The 21612-nt window shown below is 67.0% G+C and carries 21 protein-coding genes; 6 read left to right on the top strand and 15 right to left on the bottom strand.

What is annotated here, in order from left to right; translation table 11 throughout:
• Nucleotides 1–14: 14 nt before the first annotated feature.
• Nucleotides 15–440, bottom strand: a complete 426-nt coding sequence (locus ZRA01_RS09815; protein ID WP_141351651.1) for an Hsp20/alpha crystallin family protein — start codon at nt 438–440, stop codon at nt 15–17.
• Nucleotides 441–572: 132 nt separating this feature from the next.
• Here ZRA01_RS09815 and ZRA01_RS09810 point away from each other — a divergent pair, with 132 nt between their 5' ends.
• The gene (locus tag ZRA01_RS09810) at nt 573–782 is read left to right on the top strand and encodes a cysteine-rich CWC family protein (RefSeq protein ID WP_141351649.1); all 210 of its coding nucleotides are present in this window, start codon (nt 573–575) and stop codon (nt 780–782) included.
• Here ZRA01_RS09810 and nudB read toward each other — a convergent pair.
• The 12 genes from nudB to ZRA01_RS09750 all read right to left on the bottom strand — a co-directional run bounded on the left by nudB (nt 779) and on the right by ZRA01_RS09750 (nt 12935).
• On the bottom strand, nt 779–1231 hold the full coding sequence (nudB, locus tag ZRA01_RS09805) for a dihydroneopterin triphosphate diphosphatase (protein ID WP_141351647.1): 453 nt from the start codon (nt 1229–1231) through the stop codon (nt 779–781). The genes ZRA01_RS09810 and nudB overlap by 4 nt on opposite strands.
• Complete coding sequence (locus tag ZRA01_RS09800) at nt 1228–1671, bottom strand: barstar family protein (protein WP_141351645.1); 444 nt, start codon at nt 1669–1671, stop codon at nt 1228–1230. The genes nudB and ZRA01_RS09800 overlap by 4 nt, the downstream gene beginning before the upstream one ends.
• A 2-nt stretch (nt 1672–1673) precedes the next feature.
• A complete protein-coding gene (locus tag ZRA01_RS09795) occupies nt 1674–2051 on the bottom strand; it encodes a guanyl-specific ribonuclease (protein ID WP_141351643.1) in 378 nt (125 codons plus the stop codon).
• Between the two features lie 116 nt (nt 2052–2167).
• Nucleotides 2168–3784, bottom strand: a complete 1617-nt coding sequence (locus tag ZRA01_RS09790; RefSeq protein WP_141351641.1) for a tetratricopeptide repeat-containing response regulator — start codon at nt 3782–3784, stop codon at nt 2168–2170.
• Between the two features lie 129 nt (nt 3785–3913).
• Nucleotides 3914–5704: an aspartate--tRNA ligase gene (gene aspS, locus ZRA01_RS09785; RefSeq protein ID WP_141351639.1), complete on the bottom strand. Its 1791-nt coding sequence runs from the start codon at nt 5702–5704 to the stop codon at nt 3914–3916.
• A gap of 53 nt (nt 5705–5757) precedes the next feature.
• Entirely contained in the window at nt 5758–6393 is a 636-nt protein-coding gene (locus ZRA01_RS09780) for a DUF502 domain-containing protein (RefSeq protein WP_141351637.1), read from the bottom strand.
• Between the two features lie 25 nt (nt 6394–6418).
• A complete protein-coding gene (locus ZRA01_RS09775) occupies nt 6419–6685 on the bottom strand; it encodes an FmdB family zinc ribbon protein (RefSeq protein ID WP_141351635.1) in 267 nt (88 codons plus the stop codon).
• Between the two features lie 135 nt (nt 6686–6820).
• A complete protein-coding gene (locus tag ZRA01_RS09770) occupies nt 6821–7672 on the bottom strand; it encodes a prepilin peptidase (protein WP_141351633.1) in 852 nt (283 codons plus the stop codon).
• A 25-nt stretch (nt 7673–7697) separates the two neighbouring features.
• Complete coding sequence (locus ZRA01_RS09765) at nt 7698–8942, bottom strand: type II secretion system F family protein (RefSeq protein WP_141351631.1); 1245 nt, start codon at nt 8940–8942, stop codon at nt 7698–7700.
• A gap of 22 nt (nt 8943–8964) precedes the next feature.
• Nucleotides 8965–10680 carry a type IV-A pilus assembly ATPase PilB gene (gene pilB, locus ZRA01_RS09760; protein WP_141351629.1) on the bottom strand — a complete coding sequence of 572 codons (1716 nt, stop codon included), beginning with the start codon at nt 10678–10680 and terminating at the stop codon, nt 8965–8967.
• Nucleotides 10681–10770: 90 nt separating this feature from the next.
• Nucleotides 10771–12042 (bottom strand): HlyC/CorC family transporter, encoded by a 1272-nt coding sequence (locus ZRA01_RS09755; protein WP_141351627.1) that lies wholly within the window; start codon nt 12040–12042, stop codon nt 10771–10773.
• Between the two features lie 65 nt (nt 12043–12107).
• Nucleotides 12108–12935 (bottom strand): cytochrome C assembly family protein, encoded by an 828-nt coding sequence (locus ZRA01_RS09750; protein WP_141351625.1) that lies wholly within the window; start codon nt 12933–12935, stop codon nt 12108–12110.
• Nucleotides 12936–12973: 38 nt separating this feature from the next.
• Here ZRA01_RS09750 and ffh point away from each other — a divergent pair, with 38 nt between their 5' ends.
• The 5 genes from ffh to ZRA01_RS09725 all read left to right on the top strand — a co-directional run bounded on the left by ffh (nt 12974) and on the right by ZRA01_RS09725 (nt 18295).
• Nucleotides 12974–14335, top strand: coding sequence for a signal recognition particle protein (gene ffh / locus ZRA01_RS09745; RefSeq protein WP_141351623.1), 1362 nt, complete (start codon nt 12974–12976; stop codon nt 14333–14335).
• Nucleotides 14336–14352: 17 nt separating this feature from the next.
• The gene (locus ZRA01_RS09740; RefSeq protein WP_141351621.1) at nt 14353–15888 is read left to right on the top strand and encodes a PAS domain-containing sensor histidine kinase; all 1536 of its coding nucleotides are present in this window, start codon (nt 14353–14355) and stop codon (nt 15886–15888) included.
• Nucleotides 15889–15942: 54 nt separating this feature from the next.
• Nucleotides 15943–16575 carry a response regulator transcription factor gene (locus tag ZRA01_RS09735; RefSeq protein WP_141351619.1) on the top strand — a complete coding sequence of 211 codons (633 nt, stop codon included), beginning with the start codon at nt 15943–15945 and terminating at the stop codon, nt 16573–16575.
• A 219-nt stretch (nt 16576–16794) separates the two neighbouring features.
• Nucleotides 16795–17355 carry a phasin family protein gene (locus tag ZRA01_RS09730; RefSeq protein WP_141351618.1) on the top strand — a complete coding sequence of 187 codons (561 nt, stop codon included), beginning with the start codon at nt 16795–16797 and terminating at the stop codon, nt 17353–17355.
• Nucleotides 17356–17473: 118 nt separating this feature from the next.
• The gene (locus tag ZRA01_RS09725; RefSeq protein ID WP_246093554.1) at nt 17474–18295 is read left to right on the top strand and encodes a ferritin-like domain-containing protein; all 822 of its coding nucleotides are present in this window, start codon (nt 17474–17476) and stop codon (nt 18293–18295) included.
• 1 nt (nt 18296) lies between these two features.
• On the opposite strand, the gene ccsB is transcribed toward ZRA01_RS09725, so the two are convergent.
• Together ccsB and ZRA01_RS09715 are read right to left on the bottom strand one after the other, a co-directional pair.
• Complete coding sequence (ccsB, locus tag ZRA01_RS09720; RefSeq protein ID WP_141351616.1) at nt 18297–19436, bottom strand: c-type cytochrome biogenesis protein CcsB; 1140 nt, start codon at nt 19434–19436, stop codon at nt 18297–18299.
• Nucleotides 19437–19454: 18 nt separating this feature from the next.
• The gene (locus ZRA01_RS09715; RefSeq protein ID WP_141351614.1) at nt 19455–21506 is read right to left on the bottom strand and encodes a cytochrome c biogenesis protein ResB; all 2052 of its coding nucleotides are present in this window, start codon (nt 21504–21506) and stop codon (nt 19455–19457) included.
• Between the last annotated feature and the right edge of the window lie 106 nt (nt 21507–21612).

The raw sequence follows: 21612 nt of genomic DNA, 5'->3' as shown, positions 1-21612 counted from the left end.
GAGCGGCGTGGTGCTTACTCGATCACCAGGCGCTTGGCCTGGGGCGCGAGCTTCTTGGGCAGCGTGAGCTCGAGCACCCCTTCGTTGAACTTGGCGGTGGCCCGGCTTTCGTCCACATCCTGCCCGAGCTGGAAGCTGCGGGACACCTGGCCAAAATAGCGCTCGGTGCGCAGTACGCGCTCGCCTTCCTTCACTTCCTTGTCCTGCTTGCGCTCTGCGCTGATGGAGACCACCGGGCCATCGATATGGACATGGATGTCTTCCTTCTTGATCCCCGGCAGTTCGGCATGCACTTGGTAGGCGTCCTCCTGCTCCTTCACGTCCACGCGCATCTGCGGCGCTTCGGCGTTTGCGGCGGCCCCGCCACCATATTCCACCGGGCGCACGAAGAAGCCGCGGAAGAAGTCGTCAAGAGGGTCACGGCGAGTGATGTTGCTCATTCGTAAGTCTCCTTGTCTGGTCTCGGGATAGCGGGCTCTGCCCCGCTCTGATTCTTATATAGGGTTCGGCCTTCTTCACTTCAAGCCCCGCGCGGCGGGTAGACTGGGGTTTCGCAAAAAGGGAGCCCAGGCATGTCGCAAGAGAACAGTGAAGCGTCGACCAACATCTGCCCGGGCTGTGGTGCGGGCTTTACCTGCGGGATGCAGGCCGGCCAGCCCGAGTGCTGGTGTGCCACCTTGCCGCCGCTGCTGGCGGTGCCGGCGGCCGGCGCGGGCAGCTGCTATTGCCCGGCCTGCCTGGCGCGGATGATTGAGACCCAGCAGGGCGGGCCGAAGATCTAGCTGGCCTGGAGCCGCCGGGCGACGAGGTGGATGGCGTCGCGGTTGGTCCACGAGAACACTGCCTGGGCGGCCTCCTGCCAGGGCACCCAGCGGGCCGCCGTGTGCTCGTCGGGGGCTAGCCGCACGGGTTGTGGGGCCGGCAGGCACAGGCTGAAGACGTGTTCGGTATTCTGGGTGACGCCCGGCGCGTAGCGCTTGCGCCAGCGCTGCATGATCAAGAAGCGGTTGGCGAGCTGCCAGTCGTGGAGCGCGGCGGCGCTTGCCTGGATGCCGGTCTCTTCGGCGACCTCGCGCAGGGCCGTGTCGGCGAGGTGCTCGTCGCCTTCGCGGCTGCCGGTCACCGACTGCCACAGGCCCGTGCTCTCGGCCCGTTCGAGGAGCAGCACCTCCAGCGCCGGGGTGTGGATCACCACCAGCACCGACACGGGCTGCTTGAAGGCGGCGCTCAAGCCAGCTCCTGCAGCCAGTCGAGGCCGTCGGAGACGGTGCCGACGAGGGTCCAGAACGGTACGCCGTCGTCGCGCCAGGTGTCGGCCGCGTCCTGGAAGATGGACAGCGCGGTGGCGAAGTCGGTCGGGGCGGCGCTGGCGAAGGCGTCAGCGCGCTCGAGGACGATCACGTAGCCGTCGGCCGCCATCCACGACAAGTCGGTGAGGCAATCGGCCAGGGCGTCCCAGTTGTGGCCGTACCAGTCGGGAAAGTCGAGGGCCTTGCCGACGGCCTCGAGAAAGGCCTCCTTGGTCGTGACCCGGGCGAGATCGACCCGGTGCATGGGGTAGTCGAGGCTTTCGGCGGCTTCTTCGAGGGCGAGGTCGGCGGCAAAGGGCATGTGGTAGATCCCGGCCCGCTCGGCGCGGGGCAGCAGGGAATGGTAGGCAGGGGCGTGCATGGTCAGTCCTGGATGCGCCGGAAGCTGCGGTAGTGGTCGTTGCTGTAATAGAAGACCGAGGGCGGGTTGCCGCCGGTGACGATGCGCCGGGCGCCCCGGTCCCGCGAGCCGGGGGTCGGGACGGTGTATTCGCGGTAATAGCCGCGTCTGGCTTCGGGCAGCTGGTTTTCGCGGTTCTGGAAGGTGATGCCGTCGCGGCGGTAGGGGTAAGGCCCGCCCTGGCGGATCAGGGCGAGGGTCTCGCGGGCCTCGGGCGGCAGGCGGGACTCCGCAATGGTCGAGCTCTCGCGGCTGCCCCAGTCGAGGAAGTCGCGGGCCTCGGCGCCGGGGGCGGCAAAGGCGAGCAGAACGGCAACGAGCCGCAGAAAGCGTGGGAGCATGACGTGCCCTCGGATAAACGGAACGCAGTCAGTTTAGCAGGCGGGGAAGTGGGAGGTGGGAAGTGGGCGGGCACACCTTGAGTCCGTGCCCCCACTCCCCATCACCCATCACCCCCTCACGGCTGTATCCCGAATTTCTTCAGCAGGTTGTAGTAGTAGGTGGTGAGGGCCGGCAGGCGGGCGTTGCCCGGGTCTTGCGCGCGGGCGCGTTCCATCAGGTTGCGGGCCTGTTCGGCGAAGCGTTCGTTCCAGCCGCAGCTCTCGATGTGCTTGAGGAGCGCGAGGGTGGCGTTGAAGAGGACGTGGGTGTTGCCGGGCATCTTGCGCACCGCGGTGAGCATGAACTGCACAGCGCCGTCGAAGTCGCCATCCTGCGCCTTGCGGGCGCCTTCGGCGACGAGGTCGCGGATTTCCGTGTTGATCTGCCCGGCCAGCTGTTCGCCGAGCTCGGTCTTGCCGGCCTCCCGCAGTATGTTCTTGGTGGTGGCGAGGGTGCGTTCGTCGGGGGCGTTGCGCATGATGTCGAGGACGACCTGGGCGCCTTCGCCCTCGAGCTGGGTGGCGAAGCAGGCGCGGGCAAGCTCGCCCTTCAGCTTGAGGGACAGGCTCTGGCCGCCGTCGGATTCGGACATGAGGGCTTTGAGGGCTTCGCCGGCCCGGTCGGTCTCGCCCTTCTTGACATGCACGAGTGCGCTCGAGAGGGCCGTGCACATGCGGGTTTTGTCGAGGCCCGCCATGGAGCGCTCGAGGTCGCGGATGGTGGCTTCGGCCTGGGCGGTGTCGCCGCGGCCGAGCTGGGCCTGGAGCAGGCGGACGTGGTCTTCGGGGTCGCGGAAGTCGGAATACTTGCCCTTGCGCACGACCTCGGCGAGCACCTTTTCGGCGGCCTCGTGGTCGCCGGTCTCGATGGAGAGCTCGCCCAGGCGGCGCAGACGCCCGACCCGGTGGGGCGACAGGGCCATCGCGTTGGTCAGCACGTTGCGTGCGGCTTCCAGCTCGCCGGCCGCCTCGCGGGTGCGTGAAAGCCAGTCGTAGGCGTCCACGTAGAGCTCGTTTTCGCCGACCAGGGCCTGGAGGATCTCTTCGGCCTCGGCATAGCGGCGCTGCAGGTAGAGTGCCTTGGCCAGCCCGAGGCGGGCCCAGGGCACGCTGCGGGTGGACAGGATGCGCTCGTAGAGCTTCTGCGCTTCGTCTGCATTGCCGCTGGCCACATGGAGCTCGGCCCGCAGGCGCAGGAAGTCGAGCTGCCACTGGGGGTGCTTTTCTTCCGCTTCAGCGCAATAGGTGATCGCGTCGGGCACGTTGCCCAGCTCGATCAGCTGGTAAGCCGGCATGAAGGCTTCGCGCTTGACGAGGGCCCGCTCAATGCGGTCGTGCAGGGTGTCGGCGGCGAAGGGCTTCAGGATGTAGTCGTTGGGGGCCAGCTCGGCAGCGCTGACGACACGCTCGTACTGGCGTTCGCCGGTGACCATGATGAACAGGGTCGACAGGGGGATGACCGCGTTGTGGCGCAGGTCTTCGAGGAGGTGCTGGCCGTCCTGACCGTCGCCGATGTGGTATTCGCAGAGGATCAGGTCGTAGCGGGCGTCACGCAGCTTGCGCACGGCGACCCCGGCGGTGACGGCAAACTGGACTTTGGTGATGCCGGCCATGTTGAGCATGTTGCGGAGCTGGGTCCGCATGCTGGGGTTGGCTTCGACGATGAGGGCGGAGACGGTGCCGAGTTCGATCACGGTGGGCGGGGCGTTGGCGCGGGATTGAGGGGTGGAACGGCCGCGCGCGTGGATTCTTGAGGCCCGCACAAAAAGAAAGCGGGCAAACGGCCTGGCCGTGTGCCCGCTTTTGCAGCGCCGGAGAGGCGATCAGGCGGCCGGGGTTTCCGGGGCCTTCTGGCGCAGGCGGATGTGCAGCTCGCGCAGCTGCTTTTCGTCCACTGGCGACGGGGCGTCGGTGAGCAGGCACTGGGCGCGCTGGGTCTTCGGGAAGGCGATCACGTCGCGGATGGATTCGGCGCCGGTCATCATGGTGACGATGCGGTCGAGGCCGAAGGCCAGGCCACCGTGCGGGGGCGCGCCGTACTTGAGTGCGTCGAGCAGGAAGCCGAACTTGGCCTGTTGCTCCTCGGGGCCGATGTTGAGGGCCGAGAAGACCTTCTCCTGCACCTCGGCGCGGTGGATACGCACCGAGCCGCCGCCGATTTCCCAGCCGTTGAGGGCCAGGTCGTAGGCCTTGGCGAGGCACTTGCCCGGGTCGGTGAAGAGCAGCTCCATGTGCTCGTCCTTCGGGCTGGTGAAGGGGTGGTGGCAGGCGGTCCAGCGCTTGTCTTCCTCGTCGTATTCGAACATCGGGAAGTCGACGACCCACAGCGGCTCCCAGGCCTTGCCGTTGACGTAGCCCTTCTCGTGGCCGAGCTTGGTGCGCAGCGCGCCGAGGGCGTCGTTGACGACCTTGGTCTTGTCGGCGCCGAAGAAGATCAGGTCGCCGGACTGGGCGCCGGTGCGTTCGAGAATCGTGCGCAGGGCGGTTTCGTGGAGGTTCTTGACGATCGGCGACTGGAGGCCGGTTTCGTTGACCTGGGTGACGTCATTGACCTTGATGTAGGCGAGGCCGCGGGCGCCGTAGATGCCGACGAACTTGGTGTATTCGTCGATCTCGCCGCGGGACAGGCTGGCGCCGCCGGGCACGCGCATGGCCGCCACGCGGCCGCCGGAGGTGGCGGGGCCGCTGAAGACCTTGAAGGCCACGTCGGCCACGGCGTCGGTGACGTCGGTGAGCTCGAGGGTGACGCGCAGGTCGGGCTTGTCGGAGCCGAAGCAGCTCATGGCCTCGGCGTAGGTCATGCGCGGGAAGGGGTTGGGCAGCTCGACGGACAGCACTTCACTGAAGATCGTGCGGATCATCTCTTCCATCATCGCCGTGATCTCGGTCTCGGTGAGGAAGGAGGTCTCGATATCGACCTGGGTGAATTCGGGCTGGCGGTCGGCGCGCAGGTCTTCGTCGCGGAAACACTTGACGATCTGGTAGTAGCGGTCGTAGCCGGCCACCATCAGCATCTGCTTGAAGAGCTGCGGCGACTGGGGCAGCGCGAAGAACTGGCCGTCGTGGACGCGGGAGGGCACCAGGTAGTCACGGGCGCCCTCGGGGGTGCTCTTGGTGAGCATCGGGGTTTCGATGTCGATGAAGCCGCGGGCATCGAGGAAACGGCGGAAGGCCATTGCCGTCTTGTAGCGCAGCATCATGTTCTTCTGCATCTGGGGGCGACGCAGGTCGATGACGCGGTGGGTGAGGCGGGTGGTCTCGGAGAGGTTTTCCTCGTCGAGCTGGAACGGCGGCGTGGCGGAGGTGTTGAGCACCTCGATGTCGTGGCACAGGATCTCGATCTCGCCCGACACCAGGCCGGCGTTCTCGGTGCCGGCGGGGCGGCGGCGCACCTTGCCGGTGATCTTCAGGACGAACTCGTTGCGGACGGACTCGGCCACCTGGAACATCTCGGCCCGATCGGGGTCGCAGACGACCTGGACGAGGCCTTCACGGTCGCGCAGGTCGATGAAGATCACGCCGCCGTGGTCGCGCCGGCGATGGACCCAGCCGCAGAGGGTGACGATCTGGTCGAGGTAGGCGGCGGAGACGAGGCCGCAGTATTGAGTTCGCATGGTGGGATCTTTATTCCTGGAAAAAACGGAACGCACCTGACCGGCAGGCGCGTTTATCGATTCAGTAGGGCTGCGCTGGAGTGAAGGGCGCTGCCGGGGGGCGAGGGCGGCGCGACCACGCCCATCGAGATGATGTACTTGAGGGCGTCATCGACGCTCATGTCGAGCTCGATGGCGTCCTTGCGCGGCAGCATCAGAAAGAAGCCGGAGGTCGGGTTGGGCGTGGTGGGCACATACACGCTGACGAAGTCGTCGCCAAGGTGGCGGGCGGCGTCACCACCGGGCTTGCCGGTCTGGAAGGCGATGGTCCAGATGCCCTGATGGGGGTACTGGATCAGGAGGGCCTTGCGGAAGGCCTGGCCGTTACTGGACAGCAGGGTGTCGGAGACCTGCTTGACGCTGTAGTAGATCGACTTGACCACCGGGATGCGCGACAGCAGGCTTTCCCAGAAACCCACCAGCCGCTGGCCGACGAAGTTGGCTGCGGCGAGGCCGGTGATCAGGATCAGCAGCAGCGTGACGAGGACGCCGACGCCCGGCAGGTGGAACCCCAGCAGGGCGTCGGGCCGAACTGCGGCCGGTGCGATCAGGAGGATCTGGTCGAGGGTGTTGACGATCCAGGCCAGCACCATCAGGGTGATGACCAGCGGAATCCAGATCAGCAGTCCGGTGACAAAGTATTTTTTCATTCAGCGGTTTCGCGGGCGTCCTGGCTCAGTGGCACGCGCAACTGCCGCCGCAGGGGGTCGGGGCAGGGCTTTCGCTCTTGGTGGCCTCGGCCTTGGGGCTGGAACCGCTGCTGCCCTTGAAGTCGGTGGCGTACCAGCCACTGCCTTTGAGCTGGAAGCCGGCGGCCGAGAGCTGCTTGGAGTAGGTTTCGGCACCGCAGGCGGGGCAGGTGGTGAGCGGGGCGTCGCTCATTTTCTGAAGGTGGTCTTTTTGATGGCCGCAGGCGCTGCAGCGATACTCGTAGATGGGCATGACGAGCTCCGGAAAGTCAATTGGGCGAAGTTTAGCGCATCGCAACATCGGGCGAAACAGACCCCGAGCCGATCAGATGGGGGCAGGCGCTGCTGTTTCAAGTCGTGGGCCCGGGCCGTGCCGGGAAGCGCCCCGTCAGAGCAGGCCCAGGTAGGCCTCCGTGAGGGGCTTGCCCCAGTAGAGGGCCAGCAGCCCGGCGGCGGCCAGGTAGGGGCCGAAGGGGATGGGGATCTCCCGCCCGTGCTTGCGTAGCACGATGAGCGCGACGCCAACCACGGCCCCCACCAGGGACGAGAGCATGATCGTGAGCGGCAGGATCTGCCAGCCGAGCCAGGCACCGATGGCGGCGAGCAACTTGAAGTCTCCATAGCCCATGCCCTCCTTGCCGGTGGTGAGCTTGAACAGCCAGAACACCGACCACAGGGCCAGGTAGCCCGCCGCGGCACCGACCACGGCACCGGCGAGGTCGGTGAAGGTGCTGTCGAGGTTGAGCAGCAGGCCGAGCCACAGCAGGGGCAGGGTGATGCTGTCGGGCAGCAGCTGGGTGTCGAGGTCGATGAAACACAGCGCGATCATTGCCCACAGGAAGATCAGCGCACCCGCCCCTGCCAGGCCATAACCGAAATGCAGCGCGGTGAAGCCCGACAGGGCGGCGCAGGCGATCTCGACCAGCGGGTAGCGCACGCCGATGGGCGCGCTGCAATGCCGGCAGCGGCCACGCAGCACGAGGTAGCTGACGACCGGGATGTTTTCGAGGGCGCCGATCGCGTGGCCGCAATGGGGGCAGCGCGAGCGGGGCGTGGCAATGTTGAAGACCTGGGCTTCGCCATCGGCCTCCTCACCCCGCAGGCTGGCGGCTTCGGCCTGCCATTCCCGCTCCATCATCACCGGCAGGCGGTGGATGACCACATTGAGGAAGCTGCCGACGAACAGGCCCAGCAAGGTGCACAGGGCGGCGAAGACGAGGGGATCCCGCAGGGCGCTCATGACTGCTTCCAGGGAGCTTGCGGCATCAGCCGACCACGGCGCCGAGCTTGAAGATCGGCAGGTACATCGCGACCACGAGGCCGCCGATCACCACGCCCAGGAAGACCATGATTATTGGTTCGAGCAGCTGGCTGAGGCCGGCGACGGCATCGTCCACCTCGCGCTCGAAGAAGTCTGCGACCTTGCTGAGCATGGAGTCGAGCTGGCCAGACTCTTCGCCGATGGAGACCATCTGGATCACCATGGTGGGGAAGACGAGGACGTTCTGCATGGCCACGGTCAGGCTGGTACCCGTGCTGACGTCGGACTGGATCTGCTTGGTGGCGTTTTTGTACACCACGTTGCCGGATGCGCCGCCCACCGAGTCGAGGGCTTCGACGAGGGGGACGCCGGCGGCGAACATGGTGGACAGGGTGCGCGTCCAGCGGGCGATGGTGGCCTTGCGGATGACGTCGCCGATCACCGGGATCTGCAGGGTGAGGCGGTCGACGGTGGCCTGCATCTGCGGCGAGTGCTTGTAGGTGTAGGAGATGGCGGTGATGGCGCCGAAGATCAGGCCGAAACCGATGTACCAGTAATTGACGAAGAAGTCGGAGAGGGTGATGACCAGCATGGTCGGTGCCGGCAGGTCGGCGCCGAAGCTGGCGAACACCTTCTTGAACTCGGGCACCACGAACAGCATCATCACCGAGACCACCAGGGCCGCCACCACGACCACCGAGATCGGGTAGAACAGGGCTGACTTGATCTTGCTCTTGATGGCGAGGATCTTTTCCTTGTAGGTGGCCAGGCGGTCGAGCAGGGAGTCGAGGATACCGGCCTGTTCGCCGGCGGCGACCAGGTTGCAGAACAGCGCGTCGAAGTGGTCCGGGTGGCGCCGGAAAGCCTGGGACAGGCTGCTGCCGGTCTCGACGCTGGCGCGCACGTCGTTGAGCAGGCGCGCTAGCGAGGGGTTGCCGCAGCCCTTGATGGCGATGTCGAAGGATTGCAGCAGCGGCACCCCCGAACGCACCATGGTGGCCAGCTGGCGGGTGAACAGCGCGATATCCTTGTCGCCGATCTTGCGCCCGCGGGCGAAGGCCTGCTTGCGGATCTTGTGGGAGAGGATCCCCTGGCGGCGCAGCACGGTTTGCACGACGGTTTCCGTCGTGGCGCGCATTTCGCCGCGGATGATCTTGCCGGTCTTGTCTTTCCCCTCCCAGACGAACAGGTGTTCGCGTACGGCGGTGGTGCCGCGGGCGGGGGTTTTCTTGGTAGGTGCAGTGGCCATCGGTTGTTTCCGCGTGGGGCGATCACTCGTTGGTGCAGGCGAGGACTTCGGTCAGTGAGGTGACCCCTTGCTTCACCTTCAGGAGGCCGGACTGGCGCAGATCCCGTACGCCTTCACGCTGGGCCTGGGCGGCGATGTCCATCGAGTTGCCGTTCGTCATGATTATACGTGCGATCTCCTCGGAAATCGGCATGACCTGGTAAATGCCCAGCCGACCCTTGTAGCCGCTGCCCTTGCAGCGCTCGCAGCCCTTGGGGCCGTAGGGCTGCCAGCTGCCGTCCAGATCCTCGTGGGTGAAACCGGCCGATAGCAGCGCCTCGATCGGGATGTCCACCGGCTGTTTGCAGGTGCACAGGCGTCGGGCGAGGCGCTGGGCGGTGATCATGATCACCGAGGATGCGATGTTGAACGGCGCGACGCCCATGTTCTTTAGGCGTTCGAGCGTCGAAGGGGCGTCGTTGGTGTGCAGGGTGGACAGCACCAGGTGGCCGGTCTGGGCGGCCTTGACCGAGATCTCGGCGGTGTCCAGGTCACGGATTTCGCCGACCATGATCACGTCCGGATCCTGGCGCAGGAAGGCGCGCAGGGCGAACGAGAAGGTCAGGCCGGCCTTCTCGTTAACGTTGACCTGATTGACGCCGGGCAGGTTGATTTCGGCCGGGTCTTCGGCGGTGCTGATGTTCACGCCGGGCTTGTTGAGGATGTTCAGGCAGGTGTAGAGCGACACCGTCTTGCCGCTACCCGTCGGGCCGGTGACCAGGATCATGCCGTAGGGGCGCCCGATGGCCTCCATCAGGGCGGCCCGCTGCTCGGGCTCGTAGCCGAGGGCGTCGACGCCGAGCATCGCCGAGCTCGGGTCGAGGATACGCATGACGATCTTCTCGCCATACAGGGTCGGTAGCGTCGATACCCGGAAGTCGATGGCCTTGTTCTTGGAGAGCACCAGCTTCATCCGGCCGTCCTGGGGGATGCGCTTCTCGGAGATGTCGAGGCGCGAGATGACCTTGATGCGGGCGGCGATCTTTTCCTTGAGGACCAGCGGCGGCTGGGCGATCTCGCGCAGGATGCCGTCGGTGCGGAAGCGGATCCGGTAGTACTTTTCGTAGGGCTCGAAGTGGATGTCCGAGGCCCCTTCGTTGATGGCGTCGATCAGCAGCTTCTGGATGAAGCGCACCACCGGCGCGTCTTCCACGTCGGAGGCCGTTTCGTCCTGCTGGGGCGTCTCGACGCCGCTCTCCTGGCCGAGGAGGTCCATGTCGAACTCTTCGCCGGTCAGCTCCTTGAGGGTGGTGCTGGCCGATTCGGAGAGCTGGTCGACAAGGGCCACCAGCTTGGGCGCTTCGACCACCACCGGGTCGACGGCGAGCCCGGTCTGGAAGCGGATCTCGTCGAGGATGCGCAGGTTGGACGGGTCGGCCAGCGCCAGGGTGAGCCGGTTGCCGCGCCGGCCCAGGGCCACTACCTGATGCTTGATCATCAGCTTGCGGTCGATGGCGTCGACGGGCAGGTGGCCGACGTCGTAGGCCGCCAGGTCCATGATCGGCGAACCGAAGGTCTGGCCGGCGAAGCGCGCCAGGTCGCCGGCGCTCATCAGCCCGCGCTTGATCAGCTCGAGGAGGAAGTCGTTGGGGTTGGCGGACGGCGAGGTGCACGCCAGCGCCTCGGCTTCGAGGATCCGGCCGTGCTGTACGAGGGCGCGAGCGAGCCCGCTCAGGGCAACTTGGGGTGGTGCTGACATGCCGGAGCGTCTAAATGGGTGGTCTGGCTGAAATTTGCAGCGATCATGCCGCCGGGGGGCGGGCTTGTAAACCCGCGCCACATTCTGTGTCTATTTGCCGGTTTGCGGGCGGAATATTCTCACGGTCTTGATGCGACGGTCTTCGGCCTGCATCACTTCGATGGGCACCCCGGCGATGCGCACCGAAAGGCCCGATTCGGGGATGTCCTGGAGATGTTCGAGCACCAGCCCGTTGAGGGTCTTCGGCCCGTCCACCGGCAGGTTCAGGCCGAGCTTGCGGTTGAGGGCGCGCAGGGGTTGGCTGCCGTCGGCGATCACGCTGCCGTCCTCGCCCCAGCGCAGCCGCTCGCTGGCGTCGGGGGCGCCGGTGGTGAACTTGCCGATGAGCTCCTCGATGATGTCCTCGAGGGTTAGCAGGCCGAGCAGTTCGCCGTATTCGTCGACCACCAGGCCGAGGCGTTCGCGGTTCTCCTGGAAGAACTGGAGCTGGGAGTAAACCGGCGTGCTGGCCGGGATGAAGTAGGGCCGGGCCAGCAGCTCTCGGATGTCGGGCACCGACAGGCGGTTCTCGAAGCTGTGGGCGAGCAGGCGGCGTACGTGGAGCACGCCGATCACCGCGTTCATCTCGCCATCGAAGACCGGCAGCCGGGTGTGATAACAGGTGGCCAGGTGGCCCTGGATGATCTCCATCGGCTCGGCGATGTCCACCGCCTCGATCTGGTGGCGGGGCGTCATCACGTCCTCGACGGTGATGTCCTCGAGCTCGAACAGGTTAACCAGGATGCTGCGGTGCTTGGGCGGGATGAAGGCGCCGGATTCGAGCACCATGGTGCGCAGCTCGTCGGTGGACAGATCCTGGTTGCCGCTGCCGGCATCACGCAGGCGCAGCAGGCCGAGCAGGCCGGCCACAAAGAGGTTCACGAACCACACGACGAAATACAGGCCCTTCAGCAGCCCGGTGAGCGGGTAGCTGACGACGCAGGCCAGGCGATTGGCGTGGTTGGCGCCGATCACCTTGGGGGTGATCTCGGAGAACACCAGGATCAGGAAGGTGACCCCCAGCGTGCTCACGCCGAGCACCCACTCCTCGTTGCCGAAGAGCTGGATCGTGATCACGCTGACCAGGGTGGCCGCGGCGGCATTCACGAGGTTGTTGCACAGCAGGATGATGCCCAGCAGCTTGTCGGTCTGGTCGAGCAGCGCCAGCGCCAGCCGGGCCCCGCGGGAGCCCTGCCCGGCGGCCGAGCGCAGCCGGTAGCGGTTGGCCGCCATCATTGAGGTCTCGGCCATGGAGAAGAAGCCCGACAGCGCGAGGAGCGTGACGAGGATCAGCGACTGGACGGAGAGGGGGATGCTTTCCAAGCGGGGCGCGGGGGAGGAGGTTCAGCCGGGGGATTGCCCGAGTATTGGATTCGGGCCGGGGCTTGTCAAGCCGCGCGCCCGAGCAGCACGTCGGCCACGAAGCGGCTGCCCACGTAGGCCAGCATCAGCGCCACGAAGCCGGCCAGCGTCCAGTACTGGGCCTTGCGACCCCGCCATCCGCGAGTGTGGCGGCCCACCAGCAGGCTGCCGAAGAGCAGCCACGAGATGATCGCGAAGACGGTCTTGTGGTCGAGGCGGAAGGCCTTGCCGAACAGGGCCTCGGAGAACAGCACACCCGAGGCCACGGTGAGCGTGAGCAGCACGAAGGCGATGCCGATCAGGCGGAACAGCAGCGTTTCCATGGTGAGCAGCGGCGGCAGCGCGGCGAAGGCCCGGCTTAGGCGCGCGCCGTGGAGGCGTTTCTCGGCCACCGCCATCAGCACCGCGTGGAGGGCCGCCAGCGTAAACAGGCTGTAGGCGAGCATCGCCACGACGAAGTGGGCCCTGAACAGCGCGCTGCCGGCGTTGGCGAGCAGGTGCTGGTCGGGGAAGAAGGCCGGCAGCAGCGAGCACACCGCGGCGAAGGGCATGGCCAGCGTCTGCAGGCCCTCGAGGCGGGCGTAGAGGCTCTCGATCCAGTAGAACAGCATGGCCAGCCACATCATCAGCGAAAGGGCCAGGCTGAAGCCGAAGTGGATGCCCTCCGGTGAAAAGAACACGCTGTGCAGTGCAAAGCCGTGGGCCAGCAGCGCCAGCAGCATCAGGGCGCGCTCCCACGGCCGCAGGCCGGGGCGGGAGGACAGGGCCGGTGCGTGCCAGCGGCTGTGCCAGAAACGCACGCCCAGTGCGGTGTACAGGGTGGCGGGGAGCAGATGAAGTAGAATCGAGGGCATTTCGCAAGTTTACTCCAAGCCCTCGGCTACAGACCATCATGCTGGACAACCTCACTACGCGACTGGCCAAGGTCGTCAAGACCCTGCGCGGCCAGGCCCGCCTTACCGAAGACAACATCCAGGACGCCCTGCGGGAAGTCCGCATGGCGCTGCTGGAGGCCGACGTGGCCCTGCCGGTGGTCAAGGACTTCATCGCCCGGGTCAAGGAAAAGGCCGTCGGCACCGAAGTGCTCAGCTCGCTGACCCCCGGCCAGGCCCTGGTCGGCGTGGTGCATCGCGAGCTCACCGACCTCATGGGCGGCGCCCATGCCGGCCTCAACCTGGCCACCCAGCCCCCGGCGATCATCCTGATGGCCGGCCTGCAGGGCGCCGGCAAGACCACCACCACCGGCAAGCTCGCCAAGCTGCTCTCCGAGCGGATGAAGAAAAAGGTGATGGTGGTGTCCACCGACGTCTATCGCCCGGCCGCCATCGCCCAGCTCCAGACCGTCGCCCAGCAGGCGGGGGTCGAGTTCTTCCCGTCCACGGCCGACCAAAGGCCCGTCGACATCGCCCTCGCGGCCGTCGACTACGCCCGCCGCCATTACATGGACGTGCTGCTGGTCGACACCGCCGGCCGGCTCGCCATCGACCAGGCGATGATGGAGGAGATCCAGGCCCTCCACGCGGCGGTCAAGCCCATCGAGACGCTGTTCGTGGTCGACGCCATGCTCGGCCAGGACGCGGTCAACACCGCCCGCGCCTTCAACGATGCGCTGCCCCTTACCGGCGTCGTGCTCACCAAGCTCGACGGCGACGCCCGCGGCGGTGCGGCGCTGTCGGTGCGCCACGTCACCGGCAAGCCGCTCAAGTTCGCCGGTGTCGGCGAGAAGCTCGCCGGCCTCGAGGAGTTCCACCCCGAGCGCATGGCCAGCCGCATCCTCGGCATGGGCGACATCCTGTCGCTGGTCGAGGACGCGCGCCGCGGCGTCGATGAGGAGAAGGCCAAGGAGTTTGCCCAGAAGCTCAAGAGCGGCAAGGGCTTCGACCTCAACGACTTCAAGGACCAGCTCGGCCAGATGAAGAAGATGGGCGGCCTCACCAGCCTCATGGACAAGCTGCCGGCCCAGTTCGCCCAGGCCGCCGGGCAGCTCCAGGGCGGCGTCGAGGAGAAGGCGGTCAAGCGCATCGAGGGCATCATCAACTCCATGACCCCCGCCGAGCGGGCCCGGCCGGAGCTCCTCAAGGCTTCCCGCAAACGCCGTATCGCCGCGGGCTCCGGGGTGACGGTGCAGGAGGTCAACCGCCTGCTCAGCCAGTTCGAACAGACCCAGAAGATGATGAAGCAGTTCTCGAAGGGGGGCATGCAGAAGATGATGCGTGCCATGAAGGGCATGATGCCGGGCGGCGGCCTGCGCTGACGGCTGGCGGCGTGGCCGTGGAGCAGCCGCAAGCCTTTCCCCGTGAGCCCGGCGGGCCGCCGCCGGATGATGCCGAGCGCTGGCGGCTGGCTCTCGAAGCCTCCGGCGACGGCGTGTGGGACTGGCATCTGGCCAGCGGCCACGAATACCGCTCGCCCCTCTGGGGTGCCATGCTCGGCTACACGCCCGACGAGACGGCGGGCCTCGAGTGGCGCACTCTGCTCCACCCCGAAGACCGGGACGACGCCCTGCGGCGGCTCGAAGCCTGCCTGCACGGTTCTACTGTGGCCTATGAGGCCGAGTTCCGGCTGCTCTGCAAGGACGGCAAATATCGCTGGATCCAGGCCCGGGGCAAGGTCTGTGAGCGTGGCGCCGGCGGCGATCCGCTGCGCTTTGTCGGCACCCACCGGGACGTCAGCCATGCCCACGAGGAGATCGAAAATCTCCGTAAATCCGAGCGGCTGTGGCGCTTCGCCCTCGAAGGCTACGGCGATGCCCGCTGGGACTGGAGCATTGACGGCGGCGAGATCCATGTCAGCCCTTCGTTCCGCAGCATCATCGGCCTGTGCGGAAATCGCCCGGTGCGGGGCAACGACATCTGGCCCGAGCGCCTGCACCCGGCCGATCTGCGGCGGGCGATGGCCGTCTTCGACGCCCACCTCCGGGGGCGCGAGCCGATCGCCGACGTCGAGTTCCGCCTGCGCTGCGAGGATGGCACCTACCGCTGGGTGGCGGTGCGCGGCAAGGTCATGGAGCGCAACGCCGCCGGCAAGGCGCTGCGCATGACGGGCACCGTGCGCGATGTGCACGATCGCCACCTGGCCGTCGAGCGCGAGAAGCGTCAGGCGCAGGAGCTGGCCCACGCCGGCCGGCTCATTCATGTGGGTGAGATGGCCACCGCGCTGGCCCACGAGCTCAACCAGCCGCTCACCGCGATACGTAACTTCAGCGGCGTTGTGCTGCGCCGGCTCGATGCCGTGGGGCCCCTCGCCGACCCCATCCGCGAGCCGCTCCAGATGATCGCCCAGCAGGCCCTGCGTGCCGGCGAGATCGTCCATCGGGTGCGTGGTTTCGTGCGCAAGGGCCGTCCGGTGACCGCTCCGGTGGCCATTGCTAGCGTCGTGCGCAGCGTGGTGCGTTTCATGCAGCCCGATCTGGGTGCCAGCAACGTGCGGGTGGTGGTGGATCTGGCCGAAGGTCTGCCGCCGGTGCTGGCCGACCACGTGCAGCTCGAGCAGGTGCTGGCCAACCTGATCCGCAACGCCATCGACGCCATGGCGGAGCTCGCCGATGAGCGCATCCTGCGGATCACGGCGTGCACCGGCGCCGACGGTTGCGTGGTGCTGGCCGTCTCCGACCGGGGCCCGGGGCTCGCCGACGCCATCCGGGCCGACCCCTTCGCGCCCTTCCTCACCACCAAGCCGGACGGCGTGGGGCTCGGCCTGCCGATCTGCCGCACTATCGTCGAGAATCATGGCGGGCGTTTGTGGGTCGAACACAGTAGTCCCGCTGGGACGACGTTCTGTTTTACGCTCCCGGCCCTCGCCGGATGAGGCTGTGCCGACAGCCGCCGGCAGCGGCGGGGTTGAGCTGGCAGGAGGCCTGAAATGGATGATCCACTGGTTTGCGTGGTTGACGACGACGATGCCGTACGCCTCTCGATGAGCCTGCTCATCGAGACGCTGGGGCTGCCGGTGCAGAGCTTCGCCAGCGCCCTCGACGTGCTCGCCGACGAGGAGGCGCTGCGCCAGGCCCATTGCCTGGTGCTCGATGTGCGCATGCCGGGGCTGAGTGGGGTGGGGCTGCAGGAGCGCCTCAGTCGCCTCGGCCACCCGCTACCCATCATCTTCGTCTCTGCCCACGGTGATGTTCCGATGGTTGCCCGCGCGATGCGGGAGGGGGCCTTCGATTTCCTCCAGAAGCCCTTCAACGAGCAGGTGCTGCTGGATCGTGTCCAGGAGGCCGTCCAGTTTGCCGCCGCCCAGCGTGCCGCGCGGGGCTGGCTGGCCGAGATCCAGGCGCGGATCGACAGCCTGACCGCCCGCGAGTCCGATGTCATGGCCGGGATGGTCGCCGGCCGCCTCAACAAGCAGATCGCCGAGGGCCTCGGCATCAGCATCAAGACGGTGGAGCAGCACCGTGCCCGGGTGATGGAAAAGCTGCAGGTCGATTCCCTGGCCGAACTCGTCCGCCTGGTCGTTGGCGTGGGCTGGTCTGCGGAGTCGAAAAACGGGCAATGAGCAGGCTGGCGGCGGCTTGCTTCCGGGTTTTCCCGGATGCCTGAAGGGGAAAAGCCGGATTTGGTGATATCGCTAAATTTGGCACACTCCGGCTCGTTGTGCACCGCAATCAAGGTGCATCGCGAGCCCGGCCACTGCGTGGGACGCAACCCATAGAGGTGGAGGAGACAACCCCCCGCGCGCCGCCCACCGGCTCATTCAATCGAGAGGAAGCAAGGAATGTCCGTCAAAGATTTCAGTCAGTTCGTCCAGTTCAACCCGGCCGCGTTCGATCGTCTCGCCGAGCTTGGCCAGAGCCTGGGCGACCAGCTCGAGAAGATCACCCGCATCCAGTTCGACGCCGGCCTGGCCTCCACCCAGAGCGCGCTGGCGGCCACCCGGGCCCTGCTCGAAGTGCGTGAGCCGGCCGCCCTGCTGCAATGGCAGGAGGCCCATGTGACCCCGGGCTTCGAACGCGCCGCAGCGAGTGCCCGTGAGCAGTACGAAGTGCTCATCGAGACCCGTGACATGATCTCCGCTGCCCTGCAGCAGTCCGTCGTCGAGGCGACCCGCCAGATGCAGGAGAGCATCGAGCGTCTGGCCGAGGGCGCACCGGAAGGTTTCGGCGTGGTGTTCGACGCCTTCCGCAAGAGCCTCGAAGCCCAGATCACCGCGATGGACAACATGAACAAGGTCGGCGCCCAGATCCAGGGCATCACCGACTCCAACCTGCTCGCCATCAAGCGTGCCGTCGAGACCGGCGCCGCGGCGCCCGTGGCTGCCAAGCGCAAGGCCGCCTGAGCGTCCGAAACAGAAAGTTCGTATCAAGGGTTAGAGCCGCATCGGCAAGGATGCGGCTCTTTTTTTGCGTGCAAACCCTGCCCGCGGGGTTGAGCGGGAGCTGCTACCATCCGCTCCCATGTTCCAGAACGACGATCTGTACGCCCGCGCCTACCGGGCCCTGATGTGCTGCGCCCCGGCCGACAAGGTGGCAGCGGTGGTGCAGCTGCATGACGACCGCGCCGCCGGGCGTCTCCCGCTGCCGCTGGCGAGCGCCTGCCCGGTCCTGCCGGTGGAAGACGCCGGTCGCCCGGCCCGCCCCGAGCTCATCCCCCACACCGCCGTGCCGCGCCGCAAGCCGGGCTCGCCCGAGGGACACGCGGCGCTGCTGCACGCCATCGCCCACATCGAGTTCAACGCGATCAACCTGGCCCTCGACTGCGTCTATCGTTTTCGGGGGTTGCCGGACGACTACTACGACGGCTGGCTGCAGGTGGCTCGGGAAGAGGCACATCACTTTGGCCTGGTGAGCGCCCGCCTCGCCGACCTGGGCTTTGCCTATGGCGACTTCCCGGCCCATCGCGGCCTGTGGGACATGGCCGTCAAGACCGCCGCCGACCCGCTCGCCCGCATGGCCCTGGTGCCACGGGTGCTGGAGGCGCGGGGGCTGGACGCCACCCCGCCCATCGTGGCCAGTCTGCGCCGGATCGGCGACGAGGCGAGCATCGCGGTGCTCGACATCATTTTGCGCGACGAGATCGGCCACGTGGCGCTGGGCGACCGCTGGTTCCGCCATTTCTGCGCCGAACGCGGCCTCGAGCCCGAGGCGACCTATCTGGCGCTGATGGCGGATTTCGACGCCCCGTGGCCGCCGCGGCCCCTGAATGTCGAAGCCCGCCGGAGGGCGGGCTTCAGTGCGGCCGAGATCGCTCGCCTCGAGGCGGGCCGGCGGGGCGGGTGAGTTACAGCGACCCGTAGGAGTGCAGGCCTGACAGGAACATGTTGACGCCCACGAAGGCGAAGGCGGTCACCAGCAGGCCGATCACCGCCCACCAGGCCAGCATCGGGCCGCGCAGGCCCTTGGTCAGGCGGATGTGCAGCCAGGCGGCGTAGTTGAGCCACACGATGAAGGCCCAGGTCTCTTTCGGGTCCCACTGCCAGTAGGTGCCCCAGGCTTCGGCCGCCCACAGGGCGCCGAGGATGGTGGCGATGGTGAAGAACGCAAAGCCGATCGCGATGGCCTTGTACATCACGTCGCCCAGCACATCCAGGCTCGGCAGGCGGCTGGCCAGGATGCCGCGGCGCACCAGCAGGTCGGCCACGCCTATCATCGCCGCCAGCGCGAAGGCACCGTAGCCGATGAAGTTGGCCGGCACATGAACCTTCATCCAGTAGCTCTGCAGCGCCGGGATCAGGGGCTGGATCTCGTGGGCCTCGCGGGAGAAGCTGTACCACAGCAGGAAGGCCACCGCCGCCGAGATCACCAGCAGCACGAAGGCGCCCATCCGCCGGGTGGCGTAGTGGCCTTCGTAATACAGGTAGAGCAGGCCGGTGATCAGCGAGAACAGCACGAAGACTTCGTACAGGTTGCTCACCGGGATGTGGCCCACGTCGGTGCCGATCAGGTAGCTCTCGTACCAGCGCACCAGGAGGCCCGTGGTGCCCATCGTGACGGCGCACCAGGTGAGTGCCGAGCCGGTCTTTTCGGCAAAGTCGGAGCGGGCCAGCAGGCCCAGCCAGTAGGCACCGGTGGCGATGAAGACGAGGGCGCTCATCCACATGATCGCCGTCTGGCTGGATATCAGGTATTTGAGGAAGAACACCTGCTCGGCCCGGGCCAGGTCACCCTGGTAGAGCGTGATGCTGGCCAGGGCGAGGGCTGCCGCCGCCGCCAGGAAGGCCCGGAAGGGCTTCCAGGCCCAGCCGATGGCGGCCAGGCCCGGCACGACAAGCAGCAGGATGCCCTTGTCGTAAACATCCATGAAGCCGCCGTACTGGCGCAGCGCGAACACCGCGGCGCCGGCCAGCACGAGGGCGAACAGCCAGTCGCCGATGCCGGTGGGGCGCAGCAGGCGGGAGTGGTCGGGCTGGGCGATATCCATGATCAGGCGATCCTCACATCAGGAGCGGGCAGACGGCCCGGCGTTCGGGTTGAGCAGGGCGGCGAGGGCGTCCCGGTGCTGCCGGAAGCTCTCGTCCACGTCCAGCGACTTGCGGTTGGAGCTGAGGGCCACCAAGGCCTCGCCAGAGGCTTTGATCAGCACGAAGAGCCGACGTTCGCGAATATAAAGCATCGCGAAGACGCCCAGCACCAGCAGCAGCGAGCCCAGGTAAACAATCGGCTTGCCCGGCGAGCGGGTGACCTGCAGCACGGTGGCGCGCACCTCTTCAAAGCCGTTGAGCTGCAGATACACAGGCGCGCCGTAATGCAGGCTGTCGCTGGTGGCGTTGAGGGTGTCGCGCAGCAGGCGGGCGCGGGCGCCGTTCATCTCGAGGGGCGGCTGGCCGGCGCTGGCGCGGGCGATCTTCCAGGCTTCCCAGCCGGCGCCTTCGAGGATCTTGATGAAGACGTCGGCGGCCTTCTCGCGCTCGGCCTCGGGGATGGTGCTCTCGATGAACTTGCCGACGCTCTCGAAGCCGCCCACCGCGAAGAGTTCGAGGGTCTTGGCGGTGGTTTCGTGCATGCGGGTGCGGATGGCCGGCGTGGCGTCGGCGCCGAGCATCACGCTGGCGAAGCGGCGGGCGAGCTCGTCGTGGCGGCTCTTGTCGATGAGCACGCGGCGGATCGCCAGGCTGGTGTCGGCCTTGCCGTCCTCGTCGACCGGGATGCGCATGAAGCGGAAGGGCGCCGAGGGGCTCTCGCGCATGCCCGACAGCATGTACCAGGCGCCGTCCTGTTCGATCGGCTGCATGTAGTTCTGGTACTCGCGGGCCTGGCCAGCGGAGTCGCGCAGCTTGTACTGGACGCTCGGGCCGACGTTCTTCATGTCTTTTTTGGTGGGCGACTTGGCGCCGCTGCCCAGGTGCTTCTCGAGGCTGGCGATGGTGTTCGTCTCGGCGGCCTCTTCGTTCGCCATGTTCTCGATGTTGAAGGCGCGGAAGCTGCCGACTTCCAGGGTGTAATCGAGGCCCGCATTGCTGAGCTTGATGCTGTCGCCCACAGCGGCCTCGGCCGGGAAGGTGGCGGCGGTGCTGCCCGGGCGCAGGTCGTGGCCCACCAGCTTGAGGCGTGAGCCGCCGTCCTCGAAGCTGGCCTGATACATCATGATGCCGTCGAACTCGAAGGGCTTGTTCACCTCGATGGTCTTCTCGACCGACTTGCCGGTGGCGTTGTCGGTGATCAGGATGTCGCTGGCGAAGCGCTTCGGCATCCCGGTGTCGTAGTGCTCGAGGTGGAACTTGTGCAGGGACACGGTGAAGGGCAGGTCCTGCAGCAGGATGCCGTCCTGCACGTTGAGCACCGCCACGTTGGCGCTCTTGCCCTCGGGGATGAACACGTTGCCGCGGAAGCTCCAGTTCTCGAGGCCCAGGCGGCTCTCGGGCTTGATGTCGGAGATCAGCTGGTTGCCCGAGGTGACGACCTTGCCGCCCAGCGCCATCTGGGCCTTGAGGGGCAGGTTGCCGTCGAGCAGGCCGCCGAGGCAGATCAGCACGATCGCCGAGTGGGCCAGGAAGTAGCCGATGCGGGTCCAGCTGCCCTGCTTGGCGGCCAGCAGCAGGCCGTCCTCGCGGGGGTTGGCGCGCACCTTGAAGCCGGCGCGGGCCAGGTAGGCTTCGGTAGCCTGGCGGGCGGCGTCGGCGTCGAGGCTGGTGCCCAGCCGGGCGTGGTGCTGGAACTGGGCCAGCGAACTCTCGCGGGCGCCCTCGCGGAAGCTGCGCATGTCACGCAGCATCGGGCGGGTCTGGCGGACGATGCAGGTGCTGGTCGACAGCACAAGGAAGCCGAGGATCGTCAGGAACCACACCGAGTTATAAACCGTGTACAGCTCGAGCTTCTCGAAGACCGGGAACCAGAACGGGCCGAACTGGTTGAGGTAGTTGTTGTAGGGCTCGTTCTGCTTGAGCACCGTCCCGATGATGGAGGCGATGCCGAGGATGGTCAGCAGGCTGATCGCGAAGCGCATCGAACTGAGCAGTTCGTAGAGGGCGCGGGAGGTGCTGCGGTGTCGCATGGATGCTTTCGCGGTGGTGGGGCCGGTCGATGGCAGAGGCGTCACGGTCGTGAAAAGTCAGGCTGGGGTGGGAGCCGGCACCGCAAGGCCATGGAATGAGAAAGGG

The sequence above is a fragment of the Zoogloea ramigera genome, from assembly GCF_006539865.1.
GTDB classification, from domain to species: domain Bacteria; phylum Pseudomonadota; class Gammaproteobacteria; order Burkholderiales; family Rhodocyclaceae; genus Zoogloea; species Zoogloea ramigera.
The sequence above is the reverse complement of the archived record's forward strand: the minus strand, read 5'-3'. Positions and strand labels throughout refer to the sequence as shown.

Coding starts and splice junctions, on each gene's coding strand:
- ZRA01_RS09810 (WP_141351649.1), top strand. CDS start 573: ATGTCGCAAGAGAACAGTGAAGCGTCGACCAACATCTGCCCGGGCTGT.
- ZRA01_RS09735 (WP_141351619.1), top strand. CDS start 15,943: ATGGATGATCCACTGGTTTGCGTGGTTGACGACGACGATGCCGTACGC.
- aspS (WP_141351639.1), bottom strand. CDS start 5,704: ATGCGAACTCAATACTGCGGCCTCGTCTCCGCCGCCTACCTCGACCAG.
- ZRA01_RS09780 (WP_141351637.1), bottom strand. CDS start 6,393: ATGAAAAAATACTTTGTCACCGGACTGCTGATCTGGATTCCGCTGGTC.
- ZRA01_RS09770 (WP_141351633.1), bottom strand. CDS start 7,672: ATGAGCGCCCTGCGGGATCCCCTCGTCTTCGCCGCCCTGTGCACCTTG.
- ZRA01_RS09800 (WP_141351645.1), bottom strand. CDS start 1,671: ATGCACGCCCCTGCCTACCATTCCCTGCTGCCCCGCGCCGAGCGGGCC.
- ZRA01_RS09725 (WP_246093554.1), top strand. CDS start 17,474: ATGTTCCAGAACGACGATCTGTACGCCCGCGCCTACCGGGCCCTGATG.
- ZRA01_RS09795 (WP_141351643.1), bottom strand. CDS start 2,051: ATGCTCCCACGCTTTCTGCGGCTCGTTGCCGTTCTGCTCGCCTTTGCC.
- pilB (WP_141351629.1), bottom strand. CDS start 10,680: ATGTCAGCACCACCCCAAGTTGCCCTGAGCGGGCTCGCTCGCGCCCTC.
- ccsB (WP_141351616.1), bottom strand. CDS start 19,436: ATGGATATCGCCCAGCCCGACCACTCCCGCCTGCTGCGCCCCACCGGC.
- ZRA01_RS09775 (WP_141351635.1), bottom strand. CDS start 6,685: ATGCCCATCTACGAGTATCGCTGCAGCGCCTGCGGCCATCAAAAAGAC.
- ffh (WP_141351623.1), top strand. CDS start 12,974: ATGCTGGACAACCTCACTACGCGACTGGCCAAGGTCGTCAAGACCCTG.
- ZRA01_RS09730 (WP_141351618.1), top strand. CDS start 16,795: ATGTCCGTCAAAGATTTCAGTCAGTTCGTCCAGTTCAACCCGGCCGCG.
- ZRA01_RS09765 (WP_141351631.1), bottom strand. CDS start 8,942: ATGGCCACTGCACCTACCAAGAAAACCCCCGCCCGCGGCACCACCGCC.
- ZRA01_RS09750 (WP_141351625.1), bottom strand. CDS start 12,935: ATGCCCTCGATTCTACTTCATCTGCTCCCCGCCACCCTGTACACCGCA.
- ZRA01_RS09815 (WP_141351651.1), bottom strand. CDS start 440: ATGAGCAACATCACTCGCCGTGACCCTCTTGACGACTTCTTCCGCGGC.
- ZRA01_RS09715 (WP_141351614.1), bottom strand. CDS start 21,506: ATGCGACACCGCAGCACCTCCCGCGCCCTCTACGAACTGCTCAGTTCG.